Genomic DNA, 25477 nt, shown 5'->3' on the forward strand with positions numbered 1-25477 from the left:
CGACATGAGCACAACCCCGGGTCACAGATACACCACGCTAACGGACGCAACCCTGGGCGGTTTGTTTTATCGTGAAGCTCATCTGTTTGGCTATACCGTTGGCTGTGCAGGACTGCTTGGCTTTGATCTCATTACCGACGCGGTCATGATCTGCGCTTCGCTGCAAATGGGATGATATTGGCCTCCGTAAATTTTCATTCTACGGAGTCTGATGATCAGCGATGCATCACAATGTTAGCGGGGAAAGTGCCACTAGCTTTGATAGCGCGGTCCCTTCTTTCGATTGCGATGAGATTGCGGTCCGGTCATTTGCAGGGATCTGCTTTGCCAGAGAAATAACGTCTGGGTCGATTAACTCTCGAAACTCCTTGATCGAGCGTTCAGCAAAAGGCCAAAGCGTAGCACCATTTGCGCCACCTGCAAACCCTAGATTCTCTGCACACGAGACATGACTCTTGAGTATCCCTGCAGAAGGGGTAGCGGAGCCGATCGATGAGTAATCGGGAATTTCGCTCTCTGCAATCGGTCCTCCGATTGCTTTAAGTCGACGTTCTAGGCGCTCAGGCGTGAAGTCCTTCGCGTGACTGTCAAAACGATGTAAAGCCAACTGCGGATTCAAACAAACGAGTAGATCCCCGATGACGTTGTATTGCCCTTTTCGCGGTGCAGGAAATTCATTGAGTTCCGAACGGCTTAAGCCAATGATGGGCACCTGTGCCGCGGGTCTGGAAATATAGTCGGAGTTAAGCAGTCCTCTACCTCCGTGGATGGCGTTTCTAAACGCTAGATAGTGCCATTCGGAACCCCATTTGTCGTCTTTGTCGACACCAATTCGAGTCAAGCCTTCTGAAGCTTGGGCAAGCGCTTGCCGGGGCATATTGATTTTAGTCAGCTGGCGCCACCCGTAGTTTCCTTTCGAAATTTCCGCCCCTTGGCCGCCGACCGCGAAAACGGGACGATCGAGTCGACGAAACTTATCTGAGGCATACAGTGCATCGTACAGGCCGAGACTCATTGCGGACCAAGTTGTTAGGGGGTCGCGAGGGGCTAGGGTTCCTTGTAAAACTCTAGAAGAGCGGTTGAGTTGAAATCCGAATCGCTCGGCCAGTTCGCGAGCGATCGGATAGTCGGCCCTTCCATTGTCCTTAGACCCCACAAACAGTGAATCGCCGATTCCCGCTCTTAGTGCTGCCGCCAAACAGGCTCTCGAATCCATTCCGCCAGATAGGCTGAGGCTGACCAGTCCTCCAGATTCTGCATAACCTTTGATTACACCAATCATGCGTGCAGCAGCTTGATGAATCGCATCGGCGTGTGACTCGATTGCCGTTTCATATTGTTTTGGCAAATTGGCGGGGAGCTCATGAAGCATGCGTGTCTCATAGGAAAAGGAAAGCGTGGTTCCCGGTGTGCATATAGACACTTCTTTGCAGAATGTCTTCGTGCCCAGTTGCTGGTAGGCCATCGAATTCATCCACATTCTGCCTGCCACTGTTTCGGGGTTTATGCTGCAAGGCAAGCCGAGTGCCGTGCGTAAATTGACAAGTGATAGGTATGAATCAGAAATTGCAGTAACACTTCGCGAATTAAACCAACACATGGGAACGTAGCCATTGAGGTCTGCACCAAAGGTGGCTTGACTATCTGACAACTCAGCAGTGAAATAGCTCCCGTCGATAGGCGTGCTAGGCCTTGGCAGCTGACTGTTCTTTGCGCCGGAAAAAATTATGGCTTGCCGCTCATGGTCAATTGCATAGCCCTGAAAAAGCCTTCCACCCGAAAATGTTTGACTTGTAGAGTAATAAAATAAGCAGAGTTGGCTATTGAGGGGCCTAATAATTAATTCGGAGTCATCGAAAAGTTTCCGTATTATAGTACTTTTATCAATTTCAGCAATAATCGCGAGGTAGCCGGACATAGTCATTCCTTGTTTGGGGCTGGGATGTGTACTTGAATCTTATCTAGAGTCCGCTAGGTTTGCGTCTGGAAACGTCTGTGTCGTCATGCGGTTTGCTATGACTGAGTCGGGGGGCGTTGTTGGTGTCATCCAAACACTTTTCAAGCCTTGGCTACCATACACAGCGGGAGTTTGAAAAAGCTTTTTAGTCAACGCTATCCTAAAAGGGGTAGTTATAGTGAGCGTTCATGTCGAGAGACGAGGCGGCCCGTGTCGTAGTTTGGTTGATACGACAGTCTTTATTAGAGGGTCGGCGCAGATACGCCACGCTAACGGGCGCTATCGAGTTTTCCGCTACCGAGTTTTCCTTGGAACCGAAACTGTTCGTTGAGAAGGTGCTCACCTCTTAGTTTTGCTGTCGACTTCAAAGGGGGCGTTTGTTAGTGCTCCGCGAAAAATGTCTTCATTTAAAAACTTTAACAGTTCGAGCGTTGTATCCTCGCTAAAAATAATTCTATTGGTTTGGGTTAGATATTTCGCAGGTTTCAGGCCGCATTTCTCCATTGCAGTGCTTATGTCAAGGTTCGTAAGGGACTTAAGGTGGCCGCGGTGGACTATACTCTCAATACGTTTTGCTGCGCGAGAGTTGTCTAAGCCTTTTTGGAGAAGCACTTCTTGGGACTCGTTTGTCATGGCTATCGATGCTCCAAGCTTTTTGACCCAGCCGCTGATCATTCCCTTAATATCATCTTGGTTGCGGAAAATAGTGTGAAATGTGTTCTGATCGAGGACAAGAATTCCTTTACTTGTGATTATTAAATCTGCGAACGAGTCAAAAGCGAATACTTGGCCGTCTGTAGGGGATAGCTCATCGGACAGAATTCCGAAGATCTTCCTTTGTAAGCCCCTTTGTGGATTGAGCCTTCTCAAGAAAGTTAGAGAGTCGTCACCGGACCCTACTTGAAAAGCGTAAAACGATGGGCTCGACTTCAGTAGATTCTTGCCGTTGGTCTCCATGATGGATTGCGCGTCAATCAACGCTTCGATTAGGGGTTTGTCCTGGGGGCGTGTGACAAGGGGAAGGTCTCCTACCGTATCAGCAGTTGCGACTAGAAGCTCGCCTTCTCTAATGGCGTCCGTCGGGCCCCATTTTGCTGGTTTACTTCCGGTTAGCTTGTCGAGGACAGTCTTGGCAATGTCTGCGAACATCTCTTGGCCGGGCTGTGTCAGTGGCACTCTCTTTAATGAGAGCTTGTCAGACGATCGGTAGCCTAGGATGAGTCTCACAACGTGGTTCTCGGTCGACACATTGTTCTTGAGGCGCTCAAAGTTATTGAATACGTTTTTGATATTGTTGTCCATGATTTTCTTATTTGAGATGTTGTGCCGGTTTATCTTGAGGGGTATCTACCGTAATGAATAGTCCATTGGTTATTCTCTTGGTGTAGATCAGTGCCGAGGGTAAGGGTGTTTTCTTAGAAATTAAGAAAATTGTGCCTTGTTCGCGGACATCAGCTGAAAATATATGATAGCCGCACAGAAGTAGGAGGGGGTTAATTAGCGCGAGTGAAGTACGGTAGAGAAGTAAGAGTACAAGAAGTGCAAAGGCAGTGTAAGAAGCGATGAGGGGTGGGCTAGGCGCTTCTGAAATAAACAGGAATGGAAAGATGAAAGTAATGACGTAAGTAGGAACTTGAGAACTTTCGTCTTTAATGCTGGATACTGTAAATGCCTGAGTTCCAGCTTTGCGTCGCACTGCTAAAACTATCGGTGTCGGCAAAAGAGCAACAAACCCTGAAATGAATACAACCACCGAAAGCATGTGCTGGAACTCGTAGATTCGAATCCCTGCGATCATTAAGGCTGGGCCGAGTGCTGACATAAACAATAGGAGCCGTGTTGTTTGCGATTCCTCATACTGGGACACGCTGATTAGTCCATTCTAATTCGTGGTTTTAGCTTGTGACACCATGCTAATTCCTTATGGGGCCTATGGTTCATCTCGTTTGGGGAAGGTCGCTTGAAGGCTTTACCGTTTAGTGGGTGAGATCTCCGTTAATTCTCTTTGCTTGCTTATGAGTGCGTGACGAGTGGATCGCATTTTCTCTTACCTTGGGATTGTTTCCGGCTATTTCGTAGCGTTTTTTAGTGGTGGCTGAATACTGCTGTCAAATCCGCTTGAGTTTGTAAGAGCTGTCCTTATTCGCGAGACGCCAATGCGGTGCCCGTTCGTTGTATACTTCGGTTTTCTTGTTATTGGCGGCATGACAACGTCGTGTCGATCGGTCTGGATTCGTCAGCGTGAACAAGAGGCCTCCACTTACCGAGCGTGGAGGCCTAACTTTTAGTTGTCATAATTTAGTACTTCGGTCGGCTCTCGCAACCGATACCGTCGCCATCGCGGTCGAGGCCGCTGCGGTAGCCGGGGTCGTTGCTGCGGATGGGGCGGCCGAGGTCGTTCCACACGGCCTTGCAGTTCTGGTAGTAGGGGGCGCTCGGTGCGGGTGCCGGGGCCGGGTGCGGAGCTGGCTTCGGGGCGGGTGCTGGAGGAGGGGCCGGTGCGGGCTTAGGTGCTGGTGCCGGTGCAGGAGCGGGTTCGGGAGCCGGGGCGGGAGCAGGCTTCGGGGCAGGAGCCGGCGGGCCGGGGATGATGCCCGGCAGCGGGTTCGGGATGAGGCGCTGCTGGATGGCCCAGTAGCCGGCGGCCAGAGCGGCGGCCACGGCGGCGATGCTGCCAATGGTGATGGCGGCAATCTCGTCGCCGTTGAGTTCCTTGGCTTCCCCGTCGCTGGAGGAGGTTTCGTCGTCGGCGAGAGTGCTGTCTGTGATGTCGGTGGTGTTAGTAGTATCCGTGGTCGCCGCGGTGGCGGTGAGAGCGGTGTCAGGGGTCTGGGCCTCAGCAACGGAGATTCCAGCAATTGCAACCGTGCAGGCAGTTGCCAGAGAAATGAGAGTCTTCTTCACGTCGAAAGAGGCTATACGGCGGTAGAGGCAGGAGGAGGGGAATGCAACGTGAATGACGCCACATTTTGTGATCACGTACCCTGGTCACCATGCGTTTCATCACCCACGATTCCGTCCTGTCCGCGCTCACTCCTGCGGAGGCGGTGGATGCTCTGCGCAGGGCGCTGGCCACGGGCTATGACCCGGCCACTGACCAGCCGCGCACCAAGGTGCCGCTGCACCACGGTGAGCTGCACATCCTGCCCAGTGCGCTGCCGGAGGCGGTCGGCGTGAAGATTTTGAGCCTGCACCCGGCGGGCTATGAGACGGATCTCCCGCTCATTCAGGGCCAATACCTGCTTTTCGACGCCCACACGCTCACCCCCACCACCCTCATCGACGGCACAGCGCTGACCGCCGTGCGCACCCCGGCGGTCTCCTTGGCGGGGGTCAAGGGGTCTCTCACCGGCGGCGAGGGGCCGCTCACCGTGGTAATCTTTGGCACCGGCGCGCAGGGGCAGGGGCACGCGCGCACGGTCGAGTCTGTGATGGGGGAACGTGGCGCGCGGGTGAGCTTTGTCAGCCGCAGCAGGCCGGAGCTTGCCTATCAGTGGTATGAGGCGGGCAGCCCGGAGGCCGCGGAGGTGATCAAGAAAGCGGATCTCATCGTGTGCGCCACGACGGCGTCCGCCCCGATTCTTCGCCGCGATGATGTGCGCGATGACGCCGTGGTGGTGGCCGTGGGCAGCCATACCTGTGAGGCACGGGAGCTGGCCAGCGATTTGGTGGGCAGCGCACATGTGGTGGTCGAAGATCCCGCCGCGGCCCTTGCCGAGGCCGGCGACGTCACGCTAGCCATCGGGGACGGCGTGCTCAGCGATTCCGATCTCATTCCTATGAAGGACGTCGTGCGCGGGGATGTGGAGCTCACCCGCGATAGGCCGATTGTGTTCAAGACTGTCGGCATGCCGTGGGAGGACCTCGTCATCGCGGATGCGGTGGCGCGGGCGGCTTCCTAGGCAGCGCCCGAAGTAGGGGGGGCTCTTAGGGGCGCCCCGAAGTGGGGGCGCTCTTAGGGCAGCAGGGTGCGCAGCTGGGCCGGCAGGTAGGGCTTGAGTGCGGGCAGGGCCGCGGCGATGGCGCCCAGCAATGCGCCGATGCCTGCGAGCGTGCCCACGGCCACCGCGGCGGCCGTGTCTTTCTCGGAGGAGCTTCCATCTGTGGAGCCACCTGCGGAACTGCTTTCTGAGGAGCCACTTGCGGAGCTGCCGCCGGCGAGGGGGACATCGGCAGGCGCGGCGTCCTGGCAGGCCTGAACAAGGGTAAGCGCGCGGGCCTGGAAGTCCTCGGCGCGGGCGCGCTCCTTTTCCAGGCGTGGTGCGTACTCGGCACGCAGCTTCTCGCTGGTGAACAGCGCGCGGGCCTCCGGCCAGGCTTCCTCGGTGTAGAAGAGGCCGAGCGCCTCGGGGGAGGCATCGCTGCGAGGCTCGCTGTACTCGTTGGCGGAAGGGGCGGAGGCCTCGCGCTCGCGCTCGGCAAAGTCACCCACGAGCTGCGCGGGGCTTAGGCCGTCGAGCCTCGGCCCGTCGAGCCCCGGCCCGTCGAGGGTGGGGGAGAAGCCGAGGGGGATGAGGGAGGCGTCGAGAAGCGAAAGCGCGCGGAGGTACTCCGCGGAGTAGCCGGCCTCGGGGTTGTTGATATCCCCGGTCTCGCCGTCGCGGGAGAGGCGCTCCACCCGCTCCAGGGCCTGGCGGGTCTCGGTATCGCCGTAGGTGTGGGCGGCGTCATGGATGAGCTTGCCCACCACGTAGTAGGCCGAGTGCTTCTCCGTAAGCGCCCGCTCGGCGGGGGTTAGAGCTCGAAGTGCATCGGGGAGCCTGGGCCGAGCGGGATGCCGATGAAGTACCAGATCATGAAGAAGATGAACCAGCCCACGAGCATCGCGGTGGCATACGGCAGGGCCAGGGACATGAGGGTGCCCACGCCGGCGCGCTTGTAGTAGCGCTGCAGGAAGGTCAGGGCTAGGGCGAAGTAAGGCGACATCGGGGTGATGATGTTAGTGGGGGAATCACCGATGCGGAAGAGCATCTGGGTGACCTCGGGGGCAACGCCGACGTACATCATCATCGGCACCACCACCGGCGCCATGAGCGCCCACTGGGCGGAGCCGGAGGTCAGCAGCAGGTTGATAAGCGCCACCATGAGGACGAAGCCGGCGAAGAGGAGCACCACCGGCAGGTCCCACTTCTGCAGGAGCTCGGCGCCGCGGATGGCGGTCCAGGAACCGAGGTTGGACCACTTGAACCAGGCCAGGAACTGGGAGACGGCGAAGAAGAGCACGAGCATGGGCAGCAGGGTCTTCAGGCCCTTGGCCATCATGTCCGGGATGTCCTTGGCAGAGGAGATGGTGCCGGCGACCAGGCCGTAGGTCAGGCCGCAGAGGAAGAAGCCGAGGGAGATCGGCACGGCGATCGCGGTGATCAGCGGGGACTTCATGAAGCCCTCCTCCGGGTTGGATAGCGGGGAGGCCGGGAGCAACAGGAGCAGGAAGAAGATCACCAGGAAGGCCAGCAGCGCCAGGCCGGCGGCCTTGAAGGCCTTGGACTCGGTGGGGGAGAGCTCGAGGGAGTCGTCGTCGGCGTCGTCAGGCGAATCGCCCTCGGTGGCGTTGGCAAAGGAAAGCTCGTCCTCCTCGAGGTCATCGTGGTCCACGAGCTGGCGGGCCTTCTTGACCACAAAGAACTCGGTCACCGCGGTGATGATGAGCGCTAGGACAATGGCCGAGGGAATGACAAAGAAGATGTTGGCCAGCGGGGAGACCACGTACTCGGGATCCACGATGTCTGCGGCCGAGGTGGAGATGCCGGCCAGAAGGAGGTCGGTGATGTTGAGGATGAGCGAGGCGTTGAAGCCGGCGGAGCTGGCGGCAAAGGAGACCATCGCGCCGACGATGGGCGAGCGGCCGACGGCGTGGAAGGCCATGGCGCCCAGCGGGATGATGATGACGTAGATGGCATCCGAGGCCACGGAGCCGGTCACGCCGGCCAGGGCCACCATGAAGGTCAGGGTCTTGGGGCCGACCTTGTTGACCATGGCGCGCACGAGGGCGGAGAGAAGGCCTGTTTGCTCGGCGACGGCCACGCCCAGCATCACCGCGAGGATGACGCCCAGTGGCGGGAAGGCGATGAAGTTCTCGACGGCGTCGGTGACCATCTTGGAGAGGTTTTCTGCAGTGAGCAGGGACTCCACCTGGACGGTATCGCCGGTGCCGGGGTCGACGGCGGACATGCCGATTTGCTGGCCAATCCAGGAGCACAGCGCGACCACGACGGAGAGGATGACAAAGAGCCAGAAGGGATCAGGGAGTTTGTTGCCGATCTTCTCCACCATGCCGAGGAAACCGGCGGAGGATTCTGAATCCTTCTTGGGCTTGGTCTCCTCCGCCTCAGTGGCCGGCTTGCTGGTGTTCCCGGTGGTGGGGGATTTCGTGGATCCTGCCATGGGTGCACTTCCTGGTCGGGTTCAACGGTCACGCGCGCTGCGGGGAGGCGCGGCGCGCAAAAGTACCCTCTAGGATAAACACAAAAGGGGCAAGAATGTGACTCGCGGCACCAAATTGGCTGGGGTGGTGGTGTTTTGGGCTTGGTGCTGTGCGGGCGTTTGGGGCGCTTTTGGGCGTTTGGGTGTTTGGGGCGCTGCTCAAGCGAAGACATATATGTGTTCAGGGGGCTAAATCGAACTTTTCCGTTTTCAGTAGATGTTCATTTATCCCCACAAAGCCATGAGACTCGGTGCATGGTCAGCCGTCAGCTCACCCGTGATCGTAAAGATCGTTGAATCGTGCTTCGATCCAGATGACATAGAAAATATGGCCTGACTTCCACCCTACTAGCGCATGGTTCCCCTCATGCCGGTACACGTGGAATTTTTCCACGTCGGTGAACTGCTGCGGAATATGTGGCTTAATTACGCGGCGAGGTAATTGCTCCGAGCCCAGGCCGTGTCTGGATTGTTGGGAGAGCTCAACCCAAGGCATCCTGCACCGCTTGTGCCACTTGGTGAGGAAGGCAAGCCTCTGTTTGTCCGTCAGCTCTTCGAATCCCCAACCGGGTTGAAGATGGCGAAAGGAAATCGCTGGGTACTCGGATTCTTCTTTGCGGAGAGCCTCAAGCACGCCGAGAGCTGGACGTTGAGGTACATCGTTGGGGCGATTTCCACGCCTCTTACCTTTCTTGGACATCTACGCGCAGAAAAACTCTTTGAGATCGGCATCAGAAATTTCGATGGAGCGCTCATCTTCGCGGAAGTTTTTGAGCCATGGAGATTCTTGATGGGTCTTGTTACGCAATGCCCATGCAGAAAAAGGTCCGTACTGGTTCCAGACTTGAATCAGTTGCTGCTCGACATCGCGGTAGTCGTCCCAGTTGAAGTCTTCAGAGACGAATTCGTCGGCGTCGATGGGGCCGTTCTTGTACTTTTTCGTATCTCGATATACTGAAACAACCACGGGCCCGTGTGCCCACGCTTCCATTCGGTCATTGAAGAGGGGAACGCCGTCGGAGGAGCGCATGACTGCACCCTTGGCGTAGTACAGGAGTTTTTGCAGCTTCAGCTGGGTGATATCGGCATCAGCTACCTCCTGGGCCCATGCGACAAACCACTCAGCGATATCGCGTGCGGAATATTCATGCATGGTTCGCTCTCCTTCTATTGCTGTGTCATGATGTGCCTAGTGATGATTCGGCACAACTATAACCTGCTGTGCTGACATGCTGGAACCCCTCTCAGCAAAAGTGAGACTGAGGTCAATGGACTAGGGGGTGTTAAAACCCTGCTTTTTTATTACTCGGGCCCGCTTGCGGAATGCGGCGGATAGAGCGGGAACATGGGAGTCGTTGAAGTCGTGGATGGTAGCTGCGGAGCCTTCGGTGCCGGTGGCATCGCGGGTGACCCGTCCAATATTTTGAATGATGTTGCCCTTGAACGCGACCGGGGCAGCGAGAACTAGCGCGTCAATGTCCGGCAGGTCGAGCCCTTCACCGGCGACCTGTGCCATCGCAAGCACAATGAAGCCGTGGGAATATGAAAGCTGCTCTAGCACGTGTTGGCGTTGTTGCGCCGTTTGCCCGCCATGCAACTCGAAGAGCGCGTGTTGGCTGCCCTGAGCAACGAGGGTACGCAGGTGAGCGAGGTGTTCTCGACGTTTGGTGAGTACCATGACGTTGTGACCCGAGTGCGCGGCCTCGGTAATGACCTGAGCAATGAGCCGGTTACGAGTGGTATCGGAAGCTAAGGCGTTGTCTAAGTCTGGCCAGAAAAGATAAGGCTCATCATAAGTAAACGTGGTCTCGTGTACGACGTAGTGCATGGGCCCAGAACGGTCGAGATGCATGGTATGGCGGACTGGTCCGCAGATGAGTGGCAGGACTTGACCGGATGAGCCCACCACCCCGGCCGAAGAGTCCCCAGCACAGCAGTGCTCCCCGCGTGAGCGGGGATGAGCCGTGAGTCCGAATTTACCTGACAGCAAACCTCATGTGCTCCCCGCGTGAGCGGGGATGAGCCCCGACCCCGCACACACAGCCCACCCAGGGCACCGTGCTCCCCGCGTGAGCGGGGATGAGCCGTGAGTCCGAATTTACCTGACAGCAAACCTCATGTGCTCCCCGCGTGAGCGGGGATGAGCCCCGACCCCGCACACACAGCCCACCCAGGGCACCGTGCTCCCCGCGTGAGCGGGGATGAGCCCCCGACCCGAGAGTTCATTCCCCGGCAGTAATCGTGCTCCCCGCGTGAGCGGGGATGAGCCGTCTAAATGTACCCAAATATGTTGTCCCTAACCGTGCTCCCCGCGTGAGCGGGGATGAGCCCTGGAAACGGATATGGTCAACGTCGGGCGAGTCGTGCTCCCCGCGTGAGCGGGGATGAACCGTTCACGGAGATGCACTGAACCGTATGGGCAGGGTGTTCACTGTTTGGACATTGACAAATTGGTTCTCGCCGAAGCGTTGATTATTCTTTTATGGCAGCCTTTTCGCCTGCGGCCTCGTGCCTGCGGTGGTGCTGTGTGGGGCTATAGCTCAGTCGGTTAGAGCCGCGGACTCATAATCCGCTGGTCCCGGGTTCGAGCCCCGGTGGCCCCACGAGAGGTGCTCTCACCCCCACAGCCCCGCACCAGCCAGAGCATTCTGGTTCGGTGCGGGGCTGTCTTTGGTGAGGGGCTATGGTGGTCGGCTTGCCTAGCCGGCTTAGCGGTCCGCGGTGAGGGTGATGCCGTTGGCCTTGGCGGCGTCGCCAAGCTTGGCCAAGGAGGGGGCGTCCTCCTGGAGGTTGTAGGTCTCCGCAAAGTGGACGTGAACGTGGGTGGCGTCGGTGACCACGAGGTCAAAGAGCTTGTGGCCGGCCTTCTGCTCCTCCTGGGCGGCCACGCGCTTGAGGGCGTTGACGCCGGTGGGCAGGGCGGCCTCGTTGTTGGTCTCGGTACTGTTGCTCTCGACGCCGTCTGTATTGGCGCTGGGCTCGGTGGTCTCAGCGTTGTTGTCCAGCTGCTCCGAAAAGTCCGGGCGGTCAGCGCCCAGGATGGAGCTGCCCAGTTCCAGCAGCGCGGACAGATCCCCGTTGGTGAGAACGCCGGAAAGGTCGCCGTCGGAGGAGAGCTTGAGGGCGTCCGAGATGGAGGAACCCTCAGCGCCCTGTGCAGCGTTACCTGCGGGCGCGGCGGTGTTGGCGGTGGGCTCGGCGGCGTTGGCGGTGGTGGTGCCCGCTAGCAGGAGCGCCGGCAGGGCCACTGCCAGGGTGCCGCGGCGAAGAGTAGTGGACATGCGCATGAAAATATCCTTTCAATTTCCGGTTAGTACGGTTCCGGTTAGTGCGGGGATTTCTTGCAAACCCGATAGGAAATGTAGGCCGCAATTCTGTGCCGAAGCTTGAAATTAGATATTTTCTGCGCAGAGGTTTCCTGGAAATCTAGCTACTCGTCGAGGGCCTTTTCAATCGCGGCAACCGCCTCCTTAATGTGCGGAATGGTGCCGGCGACGTGCGAGCCGGCGTCGTTGGGGATGAACGTGACATCCGCGCCGCGCTCGGACCACTCCTTGGCCAGCTGCTCAGCGGTGGCGAAGGGGATAACGTCATCGCCGCGCCCGTGCGTGAGCACCACGGGGATCGAGGGGGCGTCATAACCAATGTGCTGATCAGCTAGCACCTGGTTGTACGGGGCTTCGGCCACCAGCTTGGCGACGTCCCTCCCGTCCGCACTCAGCTTCTCAATCGTGTTGCCGGCGAAGCCGCCGAGGCCGAGGGTGCAGGTGTTGGTGGCGTCGAGCAGCACGCGCTGGCCCTTCTCACTGAAGTGGGAGTTGAGATCGACGCCGTAGCTATCGCTCAGGCCCAGCAGGGCGTAGGCCTCGAAGAGGAAGTAGGTGGTGCCGTCGAGCGTAGTGGGCAGCAGGGTGAGATCCGTCGGCGCCGCACCGGCGATGGCGAGTTTGACGTTGAGCTCGGGCGCGTAGTCGTCGTAAAGCTCGGCAGCCGAGGCAGCCGCACCGCCGCCCTGGGAGTAGCCGTTGATGAAGACGGGATTCTTAGCGCTGATGTCCCAACCCTCGAGCTGCTGGGCGGCGCGCGCACTATCGAGCACCGCGTGGCCCTGGGAAATGCGGTCCATGTAGGTGTGGATGCCGGGCGTGCCCAGTCCCTCGTAATCGGTGACCACCACGGCGTAGCCCTTCTTGAGGAAGGACTCGAAGAAGAACTGCTCGTAGTCGCCCACGCCCTCGGCAATCTTGCGGGAGGGCGCGCAGCGATCCGCCACCCCCTGGGTGCCCGGGGCGAAGGCCACGAGCGGGCGCGGGCCCTTGCCTGTCCACTCCTTCTTGGGCTCGATGACGATGCCGCTGACCGGGACCTTCTTGCCCGTGCGGTTGATGGAGGAGTACAGGATGCGCTGGGCCTTGTAGGGGCCGACGTTGGTAATGCCCAGCGTGTTGGCCGGGTTGCGCACCGAGGCCGCGCGGAAGAGCTGGCCGGGCTGTGAGCCTGCGAGATCGACGGGATCGTGGTAGAAGGCGGAGTACTCGTCGCCGTGGGCGTCGCCGGCCGCGCGCGGGGAAGTGGAGTAGAACTCCATGTCCTCGGCGCCCTCGCGGACGGTGTCACGCTGCTCAGGGGCGAGCTCCGCGACGGGGTCCTCGAGGGCTTCGTCGGCGATAGCGGACTCGGGGAGTTCCTGGGCTGGGTTCGGGGCTTCGGTGGGGGCTGCCGCGGCGAGCGGGGCAGTGAATACGGCGGCAGCGGTGGCTGCGGCCAGCAGCGCGAGGCGCTGGCGAGGCTTCTTGGCCAAGATGAGTTCCTTTCACGGACAGGCTGGAATGCAGTTCTGTGCGCTGAGCGGGCGTGAGCGCAGCTCAACGCATAAGAACAGAAAAATGCTATTCCGGGCTGCGCAGGCCTGGCAATGGGAAGGAACTAAAGTTCTTGTGCTGGGGTTAGCCGGCGGTCCACTGCTGGAGCTTGGTACTCATGACGGCAATGGCCGTCTCGTAGTTCTCTTGCAGTACGCAATCGATGACCAGTTGAGCGCCTGCTTCATGAGACGGCGGGCGGACGATGATAGAACAAGCTCTTAGATAAGTCAGCCCAGTATGGAGGGCGGTGCGCTTGTTTCCGTCTTCGAAGTGATGCCCCCGGGCGATGTTGACAATAACTGCGGCTGCTCTGTCATAGACAGAGGGAAATCTCGGCTGCTCCCATATAACTTGGAAAGGCGCAAAGATCGCCGACTCGAGGCCTTCCATGTCCACGCTGAACCCTGAGTATTCTTCCCAAGAACCGTCAGGGCGTTTTCGTCTTCCACACTTCTTATTGAGCATGCACGCGATCTCAATGAGGAGGGAAGCGGCCTTCTCCTCGTCACTCTGAGTGTTTCCATTGGAAGCTGCCATGCCTCAGCTTTCATTTAGTGGCGAGAATATTAAAGGTCTCGCTCCAGTCCTCTTCGACGAGTGCAGCTGCGGCAATAGCGTCTTCGAAAGAAAAAACACACGCGGGCGCTGGTGGCGTGGGCAGGGAGTTCGACGACTTAAGGTAGCTTGTGAACTCCTCACGAAGGGCTAGAACGCTAATTTCTTCATTGCCTCGCGCAGCCTCCGGGAGGCCTTGACGAGCTAGACTCCATGCCTGGCCATGGCTTAGCCTAGAAAGTTCCGTGGATGTCTTAGCAGCATAAAATTCGACGACAGACTCGATGACTTCTTTTTCGAATGTGGTCAGTTCTGCGCTATCGCCGCCTGGCACAAAAGGAATGCTCCAGCCACGAGCGGTGCCTTCTGTGGCGTTGCGTACGGTGGGCGGAACTGGGCCCTTGCGCCACGCTTCGAAGGACTCCGTGACAAGAGGAGAACCAGCCCATGCAAGGTGCCAGCCCTGAGCGAAAAAGCAGAGTTTGTAGAGTCGCATCTTGTCCACGTTTGGTGTTGACTCTGTGATGAATTGTGCTACGTCGAGGATCTTTGCCATGCCTCCTCCTTCCTTGTGCCATGCCTTGCGTGTGATTTTGGGCAGAGTGCCGATGTCAGTGCATTATCGTAATTCACATGGCGGACATTAGCGAAGAGTCAGCCCGGGGTTGGTTGAGTTCTACTGCGTCTGCAAGACATCCGGCCATCCTGCGCCGACGCCCTTGTAGTGGAAGGCCGCGGTAGCGCTCGGCCCTTCTTGCTTGGTGCAGGACATGTTGCTGGGCGTGCCCACCAGGCAGGAGACCTTGTAGGTCACGCCGTTGTAGGTGACGTCGATATCGCCAGGGGTGTGGTACATGGGCTCTGTTTGCGGGCCGCCTTTGAGGACGAACGTGGTGTTCATTGCGGCGTCGAACATGGCGCCGGCGAAGCCGCACGAGGTGTGCTCGCCGGCGAGGATGGTGTCCCCGGAAGAAGAGGTGCCGCATTCGCCCATGACTTACTCAGGGTTGTTGATCACGGCGTGCGGGCGCAGCGCCTGCGCTGGTTGTTGCGGCGCATCTCCTGGGGCAGTGGGCTGGGGCTTGGCGGCCTGCTCTTGGGAAGCGTCGGCGCTGGCCGGGGTGTTTGCGGAGGCAACCTCCGACAAGCTGGCGGTTGGCTCGTCACTGGGTTCTTCGGAACTGGAGCAGCCGCTCAGTAGTAGTGTGCTCAGCGCGGCCGCGGCGAGGGCAGGGAATAGGTGTCTCATGCCACACCATTATGGCGGCTTTGTGGCCTCGGTGGCGCTAGTTCATCGGCGCCGCGATGTGGGCTCATTGCACGCAAGGGTCCGAAAAGCTGAGTTTTCGAGGCCTTGTGTGGTGTGACGCCACAGGGGACGGCCACGGGGCCATGGCTAACAACGGGCCCGGGCGCCACAGCCCAGGCGCTGAGGGGAGGAAGGGGTGAGGGAGGAGGGCGTCGCCAAGCGGGCGGTGTGCGACAATGAGGGCATGTTGGATGAGCGCGATGGCCACGCAATTGATGCGGCGAAGCTGTACTACAACTCACGGCTATCGCAGGCGGAGGTGGCCGCGCGGCTGGGCATTTCCCGCCCCACGGTGTCCAAGTTGCTCCAGCGTGCGCAGGAGCGCGGCTTTGTCACCATCGTCGTGCATGACCCGCGGGAGCGCTCCGATGAGCTGGTGGAGAAGCTGAAGGAGCGCTTCTCGCTTGTCGACGCCCGCGTGGTCACCACCCCAGCTGGCGGCTCCCCGCTGCGGGATTTGGGCAGTGCGGGGGCGGCGCTGCTGGAGGAGCTGGTCAAAGACGGGCAGTCGGTGGGGATTTCCTGGGGCGAGACGATGGCCTCGGTGGGCGCGCACCTGCGCGAACTGCCGCTGGAGGGGGTGCAGGTGGTGCAGCTTAAGGGCGGGCACTCGCACACGGAGCGCTCCACCAAGGACGCGGCAACGCTGCAGGCCTTCGCCCGGGCCTTTAATGCGGAGACGTTCATGCTGCCGCTGCCGGTGATTTTTGATTCGGCGGAGGCCAAGGAGTGGGTGGTCAAGGACAGGCACATCGCGTCGATTCTGCAACGCGGGGCCGCGGTGGACGTGGCGGTGTTTACCGCGGGCGCGCCGGCGCCGGAGTCCCTGGCGCTCAACCTGGGCTACCTTTCGCCGGCGGAGACGCAGATGATTGTCCAGCGCGCGGTGGGGGATGTCTGTTCGCGTTTTTATACCGCCACCGGTGAGGTCGCCGCCCCGGAGGTGGATGCGCGTACGGTGGGCATCACGCTGGAGGATTTGGCCGCCCGGCCGGTGCGCGTACTCGTGGCTGGGGGCACGACCAAGGCGCAGGCCATCCGGGTGGCTCTCGAGATGGGGCTGGCAACGCACCTGGTCATTGACCACCTCACGGCGCAGCGGGTGCTGGAGGATAGCGCCTCGGTGTAATGTTTTTCACTTCATGGAACAAATGAGAATCAGGGCATTGACATTTGTTCCAGGCGGGCTACTCTGAAGGTGAGACGTAGTCCCACCTAGATAGGAGAAGCCAATGTCCGCCACCAACGTCGCCACCCCGCACATCAACCCCAAGGGCGCGCCCATCGCCGAGACCATCCTCCTGCCCGGTGATCCGCTGCGCGCCAAGTTTGTTGCAGATACCTTCCTGGAGGACGTGGTCCAGTTCAACGAGGTCCGCAATATGCTCGGCTTCACCGGCACCTACAAGGGCCAGGAAGTCTCCGTCATGGGCACCGGGATGGGCATGCCCTCCATTGGTATCTACTCCTGGGAGCTCATCCACCGCTTCGGCGTGAAGAACCTCATCCGCGTGGGCTCCATCGGCGCGATGCAGGAAGAGATCAAGCTGCACGACATCATCGTCGCCTCCGCGGCCTCCACCGATTCCAACTTCATCTCCCAGTACAACCTGCCGGGCACCTACGCGCCCACCGCCTCCTGGAAGCTGCTCAAGCAGCTGGTGGATGAGGCTAAGAAGCAGGATGCACACCTGCACGTGGGCAACATCCTGAGCTCGGACATCTTCTACAACCACGATGAGACCGTGAACTCCCGCTGGGCCGCCATGGGCGTGCTCGGCGTCGAGATGGAATCCGCCGCCCTCTACGCCACCGCCGCCGAGGCCGGCGTGGACGCGCTGGGCCTGTTCACCGTCTCCGACAACATCGTCACCGGCGACGCCCTGTCTGCGGAGGACCGCCAGAGCGCCTTCCACACCATGATTGAACTGGCGCTGCCGCTGACCAGCCAGAACTAACAGCAAGAAAGAGACTGTTCTCATGACCTCCTCAACCAAGCACGCGGGCGTCAACCCCAAGGCTGCGGTTCCCGTCCTCCTCTTTGTCTTCGTCTTCTCGCTTGTCATTGACAACGGCTTTAAGACGATGACCATGCCGATCGCCGAGGGCCTCGGCATCGCCGATGACACCGCCTCCCTCCAGGCTTCCCTGGCCGGCGTCATCATCGGCATCGGCGCGGTGGTCTATGCCGCGCTGGCGGATTCCATTTCCATCCGCAAGCTCATGCTCAGCGGCGTGGCGCTCATCGCTGTGGGCTCGCTCATCGGCTTCCTCGGTTCTGCCTCCTGGCCGCTGGTGCTCACCGGCCGCCTCATCCAGACCACCGGCCTGGCCGCCGCGGAGACCCTCTACGTCATCTACGTGACCAAGCACCTCTCTGAGGCTGACCAGAAGACCTACCTGGGCTTTTCCACCGCGGCCTTCCAGGCCGGCCTGCTCATTGGCGCGCTGACCTCCGGGTTCATCTCCACCTACATCTCGTGGACTGCGATGTTCCTCATCCCGCTGATCCTGCTGCTCACCGTGCCGGCCATCATCAAGATGGTGCCGGAGGATGAGGCCGTGGAGGGCCACCTCGACGCCATGGGCCTGTTCCTCGTGGCCGTGTTTGCCACCTCGCTCATCCTCTACATCCAGGAATTCACTATCTGGTGGCTGCTTTCGGCCATCGTGGGCGTGGTGCTCTTTGTTATCCACGTCAAAAAGGCCAAGCGCCCCGTGGTGCAGCCGGAGTTCTTCACCAACGGCCGCTACGTGTGGACCCTGGCCATGGTCTTCCTGGTGTACTCCACCCAGCTGGGCTACATCTTCATGATGCCCTACATTGCCAAGGACGTTCACGGCATGTCGCTGGATAAGGCCAGCCTGATCCTCATCCCGGGCTATGTCTGCGCCATCCTGGTGGGCATCTTCTCCGGCAAGATCGGCCACGTGCTCACCAGCCGCCAGACCATCTACGCCGGCGTGGGCATGATCTGCGGCGCGCTCATCATCGAGACCATCTTTGTGAACTCCTCGGTGGTCATCCTGGTCATCGCCACCATCGCCTTCGCCTCCGGCTTTGCCCTCATGTACGCCCCGCTGGTCAACACCGCGCTGAGCCGCATCTCCGCGGCGAAGTCCGGCATCGCCATCGGCTTCTACAACCTGACCATCAACATCGCCATCCCGCTGGGCATCGCGTACTCCGCCCTGACCCAGAAGTCCTCCGATGGCTACACCTTCCCGCTGGCTGTTCTGGCCATCGTCGCTGTCACCGGTGCGGCCATCTACATCATCTCCGATCTCGTCATGGCCCGGAAGGAAGCCGCCGCTGCGGCCGCCGGCCTGGAGCCGGAGATCATTTCCTAAACACCGCCTACACACCGTCTGCGTACCCCAAAGGAGAATCATCATGCGTGACAAGGTTGCACAGATCATCGACCACACCCTGCTCAAGCCGGAGGCCACCCACGAGGACGTCGCCAAGCTCATCGCCGAGGCCGCCCGCCTGGGCACCTACTCGGTGTGCGTCTCGCCCTCCATGCTGCCCGTTGAGGCACCCGAGGGCCTGCACGTAGCCACCGTCGTGGGCTTTCCCTCCGGCGCGGTGAAGCCGGAGATCAAGGCCGCCGAGGCCGCCCGCGCGGTGGCTGACGGCGCCGAGGAAGTGGACATGGTCATCAACATCGCCAACGCCGTGGAGGGCAAGTTCGACCTCGTCGAGGAGGACATCCGCCAGGTGCGCCAGGCCACCGAGGGCAAGGTGCTCAAGGTGATTCTGGAGACCGCTGCGCTTGACGACGCCACCATCACCGCCTGCTGCAAGGCCGCCGAGGCCGCCGGTGCGGACTTTGTGAAGACCTCCACCGGCTTCCACCCGTCAGGCGGCGCCAGCGTGCACGCCGTCGAGCTGATGAACGAGGCCGTCGGCGGGCGCCTGGGCATCAAGGCCTCCGGCGGCATCCGCACCGCCAAGGACGCCCTGGCCATGATCGAGGCCGGCGCGACCCGCCTGGGCCTGTCCGCTTCCGCCGCTATCCTGGAGGAGCTGGACTAATGGCCACCCCACACGCAAATCTTGTCGAGTTCGCCCGCACTTGGGCGCAGCACGATCCTGATCCCGCCACTGCCGCCGAGGTGCTCGGCTGGGTGGAGGCCGGTGACACCGCGGCCCTCGCGGCCGCCTTTGCCGGGCCGCTGGCCTTTGGCACCGCCGGCCTGCGCGCGGCGGTCGGCGCCGGCGAGTCCCGCATGAACCGCGCGGTGGTCATCCGCACCACCTGGGGCCTGGTGGAATGGCTCAAGACCAAGACCGATGAGCCCGTCGTGGTGATTGGCTGCGACGCCCGCCATGGATCCGCGCAGTTCCAGCAGGACGCCGCCGAGGTCATCTCCGCCGCCGGTGGCAAGGCACTGCTGCTGCCGGCGCAGAACCCCACCCCGCTGACCGCCTTTAGCGTCAAGTCTCACGGGGCGGATGCCGGAATCATGGTCACCGCCTCCCACAACCCGCCGGCCGATAACGGCTATAAGGTCTACCTGGGCGGGCGCGTGGCCACCGGTGATGCCGAGGGCGTGCAGCTGGTCTCTCCGGCTGACTCCGAGATTGCCGAGTCCATCTCCCGCGCACCTCAGGCAGACGAGGTAGCCCGTAACCGCGATAACATCGAAGAGATCGACACCCGCGCGGCCTACCTGGAGCGCGCCGTGCAGCTGGTGGGGGAGAACACCGACCTGAAGATCGCGTTGACCGCCATGCACGGCGTTGGCGCGGCGCTGGGCCAGGAGCTGCTCACCCGCGCGGGCTTCGAGGTCTCCCTCGTGCCCGAGCAGGCAGACCCGGATCCGGATTTCCCCACCGTGTCCTTCCCCAACCCGGAGGAGCCGGGCGCGCTGGACCTGGGCAAGGCCCACGCGGAGAAGATCGGCGCGGACATCCTCATCGCCTACGACCCGGACGCGGACCGCTGCGCGGCCGCCGTGCCGGTGGAGGGCGGATGGCGCCAGCTCACCGGTGATGAGACCGGCGCGCTGCTCGGTGACTACCTGGCCCGCCGTGGCGTGGGTGGCACTTTTGCCAACTCGCTGGTCTCCTCCCGCCTGCTGGGGCGCATCGCCGAGCACTACGGCATCAAGCACGCTGAAACCCTCACCGGCTTCAAGTGGATCGCGCGCACCGAGGGCCTGACCTTCGGCTACGAGGAAGCCATCGGCTTCTGCCCGGACCCGCAGGCCGTGCGCGACAAGGATGGTGTGGCCACCTCGGTGGTGCTGGCCAGCCTGGCCGCCGAGTGCAAGGCGCAGGGCAGCACGCTGCTCGGCCGCCTGGAGGGGATCTACGCCACCGTCGGCCGCCTGGCCACCCAGCCGCTGACCTTCCGCGTGGAGGATCTCTCCCTCATCCAGAAGGGCATGGACAAGGTCTCCACCGAGCCACCGACACAGCTGGCCGGCTCCCCGGTGGTCACCGTGGAGAAGTTTGCCCAGGGCTCGAAGTTCTTCACCGAGGCCGATGACCGCGTCATCGTGCGCCCCTCCGGAACCGAGCCGAAGCTCAAGTGCTACCTGGAGTCCCCGGATCCTGCCCGCCTGGAGAAGATCTCGGCGGATCTGCGCGAGTACTTCGGCATGTAGTGCAGCCCCGTAATCCAGCCCCGTAATCCAGCCCTGTAACCTAGCCCACCCGCGCCGCTTGGCGGCGCGGGTTTTAGAATCTAGTGCATGACAGTTCAGGAAGTTGACCCGCTCATCGATTCGATGTACCGCTGGTCGGACGTCAGCGGCGTGCTCCTCATGGGCATGATCGGCGGCACGATAGCCCGCCAGCGCGGCTTCGACATCGTCGGCTTCTTCTTCATCGCCATGTTCTCCGCCCTCGGCGGCGGCATGATTCGCGACGTCCTCATCAACCGCGGCACCGTCGCCGCCATGAGCGAGCCCGAGTACCTCTACCTGGCCTTCGCCGGCGCGCTCATTGCCCGCTTTGTCTACTTCAAGGGAAAGACCTGGGACATTGTGCAATCCCACGGGGATGCCCTGGTCTCGGCGCTGTGGGCGTCGACAGGCACCATGAAAGCCTTGGCCTTCGGCCTGCCGCTCATCCCGTGCATCATGATGGGCGTGTTCACCGCCACTGGTGGCTCGATGATCCGCGATATCTCCATGGGGCGCGTGCCCGCGGTCTTCGGCGGAAACATGCCCACCGTGGTGCCCGCTGTGGCCTGCTCGGTGACGGTGCTCATCGCCTCCGCCCTGGAGCACCTGGCGTGGGGCATGGTCATCGGGCCCGTGATTTCCTTCGGGCTGACCATGCTGGGCATCTGGTCCGGCTGGCGGCTCAACCCGCGCCAGGAGTGGGCGCCGGTCAATGAGACGGCGGCCTACGTCAAGGTGCTGGCGCGCCGGGCGGAGGTCAAGGGCCGTGCGGTGGGGCGGCGCTGGGAGCCCACCCGGCTGCGCGCGTGGCGCCACGAGCAGATGGAAAAGGCCTTGCAGCGCCGCATCGAGCGCGAGATCCGTGCCGGCAAGCGCCCGGCGGAGGCCACCGTGGAGGCCGCGGAATTCCTGGATTCCTTCACCGAGGAAGTCGAGGAGATGACCCCCGAGCACGCGGACTTCGGCGTAGACATCAAGGGTTCCTCCTACAAAGCGGAGACGGACTACAGCCCTGAGCTGCGCGAAACCCTGGACCGCATCCTGGCTGATGACGCCCTGACCGACGAGCTGGTGGAAAAACTTGTGCGCCGCTACGAGGAGCGCGATTCCGAGAAGTAGCCGCGAACCCGCACCCCCGGGCGGCCTGCGGTGAAGATTACGCAGGGATGAGGCGCTCTCAACCGATCGGTTGATATAGAGTACTACTAGCGTGTGTGCGTGCTACAGGATTGCATGCAGGACACAGGCTGTGTAGAGGAAGGTTAGACCGATGACCCAAGGGCTCATTCGTCGGCTGCTGGGCATCGTCATGGTGCTGGCAGTGGCGTGTGGGGCCGCCAGCTGCGCGTGGGTGGGCAGCTCCGAGGCGGAAAGTGAAGTGGACTTCATCACCACTGACACTTCGGAACCGCAGAGCCTGCTCATACCGGCGGATTCCAACGACGTGCCAGGAGCCACCGTCATCAACCTCATCTACTCCGGCTTGATGTACCTCGACCGGCAGGGGAAGCCACGCGAAGATCTCGCAGAGTCGGTCACGCAGGTCGATGCCACCACTTACCAGGTGCTCATCCGCGAGGACGCCGTCTTCAGCGATGGCAGCCCCGTGCGTGCCGAGGACTTCGTGGACACGTGGAATACCGCGGTGAGCCAGTCCATGCTTGCCTCCCATCACTTCGACCCCATCCTGGGCTACAGCGAGGGCCGCGAGACCATGCGTGGGCTGACCGTGACGGGGGAGAAAACCTTCACCATCGAGCTCTCGCGCCCCACCCCGGACTTCATCCAGCGGCTGGGGGATTCCTCCTTCTTTGCCATGCGCTCCGAGGACAGGGAGAACCTGGAGGAGCGGGGCACCAATCCTATCGGCGCTGGCCCTTATACGCTGCGGGAGTGGAAGCACAACGAGTACCTCATGTTGGTACCCAATCCCAACTACCGCGGACCGCGCGAGGCGCAGAACGAGGGCCTGAAGTTCGTGGTTTACCCGGACGAGGACGCAGCCTACGACGATCTCCTCGCCGGCCAGCTCGACGTTCTGGTCCACGTGCCCTCCAGCAGGCTGGATAGTTTTGAAAAGGACCTGGGCGAGCGCGCCATCAACTCCCCGGCGGCCCTGGTCAACGAGCTGACCATCCCCGCCAACGCCGCCAACTTCCAGGGCGAGGCCGGCCTGCTGCGCCGCAAGGCACTGTCCATGGCCATTGACCGCGAGCGCATCGCCGAGGAGGTCTTCCACGGCACGGTCACCCCTCTCAAGGGCTACGTGGCCTCCATCGACGGCCGCCCGCCGGTGCAGCCTAGCTCCACCGAGTTTGTGGAGTTCAACCCGGTCAGGGCCCGTGAGCTGTGGGAGGAGGCCGAATCCGTGTCACCCTTTGAGGGGCCGCTGCTGGTGGCCTACAACAGCGACGGCAGTCACAGGGAGTGGATCGACGCGGTGTGCGCGCAGCTTTCCCAGAACCTCGGCATTGAGGCCAAGGGCCAGCCCTTTGACACCTTCAAGGACCTGCGCGATGAGGTCACCACCCGCCGCATCAAGGGCCCCTTCCGCACCTCTTGGCAGGCTAATTACCCCAGTGATCTCACTTTCTTGGCCCCGCTGTTTGGCTCCAATTCCGTGGCCAATGAATCCGGCTACAACAATGCTGAGTTCAACGAGCTCATCCACCGCGCTGCCCAGGCGGAAAGTCGCGCGGAGCATGACCGTTACGTCACCGAGGCGCAGGATCTGCTCCTGGAGGTCATGCCGGCGATCCCGCTGTGGGTGCCGAACGCGCTGGGAGCCTATGGGCCTGACATGAAGGTGGAGCCCTTCGGCTGGAAGTCCAAGCCGGATTTCTTCGCCGTGCAGCGTGCAGAAGAGACCACGTCGGCGACTAACTAGTTATTCACCGAAAATTCTCACGGTAGGCCCAGACGCACTTATTAAACTGGTGCATCATGCAGGGATATTTAGAGCACTACTTCTTCAGATTGTGGGAGGTCGTGGTGGACCACGGCTTGCCCCTGACGGGATTGCTCCTGACAGCCATTCTGGTGCCCCGCGTGGGACGCATGGCTGTGCGGATCATTGAGTCCCGCCTCGATGAGAAAGAGGAATCCACCAAGGCCCGCTTGGCGCTGGCTGGTGCGCTGATCTACGTGTTCCAGGCCGTGGCCTACTTCCTCATCATCATCGCCGCGTTGTCCAACATCGGCGTGCCCCCGCTGGGTGCGGCCATCCCGGCGACGGTGATTTCGGCCGCCGTAGGTTTTGGCGCGCAGAGCATCATTGGTGACTTCCTGGCCGGCTTCTTCATCCTTTCGGAAAAGCAGTTCGGAGTGGGTGACTACGTGAGTTTCGATGGCGTCGCCGGCATTGAGGGCACCGTGGTCTCGCTGACGCTGCGCACCACCAAGGTAAGGACCCCTACCGGCGAGGTGGTTATGGTGCCCAACGGCTCGGCCGGCGTGGTGACCAACTTCTCCCAGGATTGGTCCCGTGCGGTGGTGGACATCGAGATTCCGGTGCACGAGGGCGAGACCCTCCCGGATATCTCCAACCGCGTCAAGCGGATTTCTTTGGAGGCGTTGCATGATGCCGCGATTGCCAGCGACGTCGTCGGCGAGCTGGAGGTCCTGCCCGCCACGGGCATCGTGGCCCCGACGGTGGCCGGCCAGCCCTGGCAGGTCAAGTACCGCGTCCTGGTGGAGGTCAACCCGGCCCGCCAGTGGGCGGTGGAGCGCGCCATCCGCTCCGCTCTCATCACGGCGTTCTGGGATCACTACAACCTGAGCACCGACATCAGCGGCTTTGGACAGGCGGCCGCCCCGCACGCCCTGCTTGGCGACGTCCCCTCCGCCCCGCCGCACACCCACACCGAGGCCTCCAACACCGAGTCCAATACCGGGGCCTCCGACACTGGCGCCGCTGAGGTCTCTGCCTTGGCTGAGGACGCCGTGGCTGGCACCGCCGCTGCAGATACCGCCGCGGACACTGAGGCAGATACCGACGCAGCCGAGACGGAGGTATTCGCGGCCCCAGCCCGTAAGGAGCCTGAGGCCGCGGAGAACGCCGAGGAGGCCGGGGAGACCGAGCAATTCGAGCGCGCGGCGGTCACCGGCAAGGATGACGGCCCGGGCAAGCCTGCTGATTCCGCCGTGGCCGCGGAGTCTGAGCAGGAGGACGAGGAAGACACCACCCGCGGCATCTGGCGCGCGGATACCCCGGAGAGCAAGTGGGATGCCTTCTGGACCATGGGTGGGCGCGTGCGCGCCTCCACGACGGGCCTCTTTGCCGGCCTTGGCGCGGTGATCCTGCTGATCTTGGCCTCGGCCAACCCTGATGGGGTCGACGCCGGCTGGCTCTCCCCGGCGCACTGGTCTAAGGCACCCGGTGCACCGAGCAGTGAAGCACCCTCCCACCAGGCCTCGGCAGAGCCGAGCGCTCCGGCTACTGATGCACCCGAGGAGACCGCGCCCGCTGAGCCCACGGCCACCACCGAGCCCACCGGCACGGAGGCCCCGGATTCCGCCGGGCAGAACGGCGGCGGGGAGGCGACCACCACCGAGCGCCGCGACCGTCACGATCGCGATGACTGGCGCAGCACTGAGACCGAGGACGCCGGCTCAACTCCGACGCAGAACGCGCCGGGCTCCACGCAGGAGCCCCAGGAGCCCACCGGGCAGGCCACTGCTGGGCAGGTGGTTCCGCAGGACGCTGGCTAACGGAAAACGACTACTGGCCCG

24 protein-coding genes, 1 tRNA gene and 1 CRISPR repeat array are annotated in these 25477 nt (G+C 61.5%); of the genes, 10 read left to right on the forward strand and 15 right to left on the reverse strand.

Annotated elements, in window-relative coordinates; all coding sequences use genetic code 11:
• Positions 1–226 precede the first annotated feature (226 nt).
• The 4 genes from Q4E25_RS01375 to Q4E25_RS01390 form a co-directional block, all read right to left on the reverse strand.
• Positions 227–1918 (reverse strand): hypothetical protein, encoded by a 1692-nt coding sequence (locus Q4E25_RS01375; RefSeq protein ID WP_303153198.1) that lies wholly within the window; start codon positions 1916–1918, stop codon positions 227–229.
• A gap of 378 nt (positions 1919–2296) precedes the next feature.
• Complete coding sequence (locus tag Q4E25_RS01380) at positions 2297–3259, reverse strand: Kiwa anti-phage protein KwaB-like domain-containing protein (RefSeq protein WP_303153201.1); 963 nt, start codon at positions 3257–3259, stop codon at positions 2297–2299.
• Positions 3260–3266: 7 nt separating this feature from the next.
• Positions 3267–3824, reverse strand: coding sequence for a hypothetical protein (locus tag Q4E25_RS01385; protein WP_303153204.1), 558 nt, complete (start codon positions 3822–3824; stop codon positions 3267–3269).
• A 431-nt stretch (positions 3825–4255) separates the two neighbouring features.
• Entirely contained in the window at positions 4256–4861 is a 606-nt protein-coding gene (locus Q4E25_RS01390; RefSeq protein ID WP_303153209.1) for an excalibur calcium-binding domain-containing protein, read from the reverse strand.
• An 89-nt stretch (positions 4862–4950) separates the two neighbouring features.
• Here Q4E25_RS01390 and Q4E25_RS01395 point away from each other — a divergent pair, with 89 nt between their 5' ends.
• Positions 4951–5859, forward strand: coding sequence for an ornithine cyclodeaminase family protein (locus Q4E25_RS01395; RefSeq protein ID WP_303153213.1), 909 nt, complete (start codon positions 4951–4953; stop codon positions 5857–5859).
• Between the two features lie 53 nt (positions 5860–5912).
• Here Q4E25_RS01395 and Q4E25_RS01400 read toward each other — a convergent pair whose 3' ends face one another.
• From Q4E25_RS01400 to Q4E25_RS01420, 5 genes are all read right to left on the reverse strand, one after another.
• Positions 5913–6647: a hypothetical protein gene (locus Q4E25_RS01400; RefSeq protein ID WP_303153215.1), complete on the reverse strand. Its 735-nt coding sequence runs from the start codon at positions 6645–6647 to the stop codon at positions 5913–5915.
• A 44-nt stretch (positions 6648–6691) separates the two neighbouring features.
• Positions 6692–8230, reverse strand: coding sequence for an AbgT family transporter (locus Q4E25_RS01405; RefSeq protein WP_303153597.1), 1539 nt, complete (start codon positions 8228–8230; stop codon positions 6692–6694).
• 421 nt (positions 8231–8651) lie between these two features.
• The gene (locus tag Q4E25_RS01410) at positions 8652–9080 is read right to left on the reverse strand and encodes a hypothetical protein (protein WP_303153217.1); all 429 of its coding nucleotides are present in this window, start codon (positions 9078–9080) and stop codon (positions 8652–8654) included.
• Positions 9081–9533 carry a Panacea domain-containing protein gene (locus Q4E25_RS01415; protein ID WP_303153218.1) on the reverse strand — a complete coding sequence of 151 codons (453 nt, stop codon included), beginning with the start codon at positions 9531–9533 and terminating at the stop codon, positions 9081–9083.
• Positions 9534–9653: 120 nt separating this feature from the next.
• Positions 9654–10208 (reverse strand): DEAD/DEAH box helicase, encoded by a 555-nt coding sequence (locus tag Q4E25_RS01420; protein ID WP_303153221.1) that lies wholly within the window; start codon positions 10206–10208, stop codon positions 9654–9656.
• A 108-nt stretch (positions 10209–10316) separates the two neighbouring features.
• A CRISPR array of direct repeats spans positions 10317–10771; the repeat unit is 28 nt; unit sequence GTGCTCCCCGCGTGAGCGGGGATGAGCC.
• Positions 10772–10909: 138 nt separating this feature from the next.
• Between Q4E25_RS01420 and Q4E25_RS01425 the strand changes: the two genes are divergently transcribed.
• Positions 10910–10983 (forward strand) — tRNA-Ile (locus Q4E25_RS01425).
• Between the two features lie 105 nt (positions 10984–11088).
• Here Q4E25_RS01425 and Q4E25_RS01430 read toward each other — a convergent pair.
• The 6 genes from Q4E25_RS01430 to Q4E25_RS01455 all read right to left on the reverse strand — a co-directional run bounded on the left by Q4E25_RS01430 (position 11089) and on the right by Q4E25_RS01455 (position 15049).
• Positions 11089–11661, reverse strand: coding sequence for a hypothetical protein (locus tag Q4E25_RS01430; RefSeq protein WP_303153225.1), 573 nt, complete (start codon positions 11659–11661; stop codon positions 11089–11091).
• 149 nt (positions 11662–11810) lie between these two features.
• Positions 11811–13181, reverse strand: coding sequence for an alpha/beta fold hydrolase (locus Q4E25_RS01435; protein WP_303153228.1), 1371 nt, complete (start codon positions 13179–13181; stop codon positions 11811–11813).
• Positions 13182–13326: 145 nt separating this feature from the next.
• A complete protein-coding gene (locus Q4E25_RS01440) occupies positions 13327–13782 on the reverse strand; it encodes a Fic family protein (RefSeq protein ID WP_303153231.1) in 456 nt (151 codons plus the stop codon).
• Positions 13783–13792: 10 nt separating this feature from the next.
• A complete protein-coding gene (locus Q4E25_RS01445) occupies positions 13793–14356 on the reverse strand; it encodes a Panacea domain-containing protein (RefSeq protein ID WP_303153234.1) in 564 nt (187 codons plus the stop codon).
• Between the two features lie 120 nt (positions 14357–14476).
• The gene (locus Q4E25_RS01450; protein ID WP_303153237.1) at positions 14477–14794 is read right to left on the reverse strand and encodes a hypothetical protein; all 318 of its coding nucleotides are present in this window, start codon (positions 14792–14794) and stop codon (positions 14477–14479) included.
• 3 nt (positions 14795–14797) lie between these two features.
• Positions 14798–15049: a hypothetical protein gene (locus Q4E25_RS01455; protein WP_303153240.1), complete on the reverse strand. Its 252-nt coding sequence runs from the start codon at positions 15047–15049 to the stop codon at positions 14798–14800.
• A 244-nt stretch (positions 15050–15293) separates the two neighbouring features.
• On the opposite strand from Q4E25_RS01455, the gene Q4E25_RS01460 reads away from it, so the two are divergent.
• The 8 genes from Q4E25_RS01460 to Q4E25_RS01495 all read left to right on the forward strand — a co-directional run bounded on the left by Q4E25_RS01460 (position 15294) and on the right by Q4E25_RS01495 (position 25456).
• Entirely contained in the window at positions 15294–16238 is a 945-nt protein-coding gene (locus Q4E25_RS01460) for a sugar-binding transcriptional regulator (protein ID WP_303153599.1), read from the forward strand.
• A 103-nt stretch (positions 16239–16341) separates the two neighbouring features.
• Positions 16342–17067 (forward strand): purine-nucleoside phosphorylase, encoded by a 726-nt coding sequence (gene deoD, locus Q4E25_RS01465; protein WP_303153243.1) that lies wholly within the window; start codon positions 16342–16344, stop codon positions 17065–17067.
• 22 nt (positions 17068–17089) lie between these two features.
• Positions 17090–18460, forward strand: coding sequence for an MFS transporter (locus Q4E25_RS01470; protein ID WP_303153245.1), 1371 nt, complete (start codon positions 17090–17092; stop codon positions 18458–18460).
• Between the two features lie 37 nt (positions 18461–18497).
• The gene (gene deoC / locus Q4E25_RS01475) at positions 18498–19148 is read left to right on the forward strand and encodes a deoxyribose-phosphate aldolase (protein WP_303153601.1); all 651 of its coding nucleotides are present in this window, start codon (positions 18498–18500) and stop codon (positions 19146–19148) included.
• The gene (locus Q4E25_RS01480; RefSeq protein WP_303153247.1) at positions 19148–20725 is read left to right on the forward strand and encodes a phospho-sugar mutase; all 1578 of its coding nucleotides are present in this window, start codon (positions 19148–19150) and stop codon (positions 20723–20725) included. The genes deoC and Q4E25_RS01480 overlap by 1 nt, the downstream gene beginning before the upstream one ends.
• A gap of 87 nt (positions 20726–20812) precedes the next feature.
• Positions 20813–21865 carry a trimeric intracellular cation channel family protein gene (locus tag Q4E25_RS01485; protein ID WP_303153250.1) on the forward strand — a complete coding sequence of 351 codons (1053 nt, stop codon included), beginning with the start codon at positions 20813–20815 and terminating at the stop codon, positions 21863–21865.
• A 151-nt stretch (positions 21866–22016) separates the two neighbouring features.
• Entirely contained in the window at positions 22017–23633 is a 1617-nt protein-coding gene (locus Q4E25_RS01490; protein ID WP_303153253.1) for an ABC transporter substrate-binding protein, read from the forward strand.
• 56 nt (positions 23634–23689) lie between these two features.
• Positions 23690–25456, forward strand: coding sequence for a mechanosensitive ion channel family protein (locus Q4E25_RS01495; RefSeq protein WP_303153255.1), 1767 nt, complete (start codon positions 23690–23692; stop codon positions 25454–25456).
• Positions 25457–25477 lie beyond the last annotated feature (21 nt).

The organism is Corynebacterium sp. (assembly GCF_030532325.1).
In the GTDB taxonomy this organism is placed as follows: Bacteria; Actinomycetota; Actinomycetes; order Mycobacteriales; family Mycobacteriaceae; genus Corynebacterium.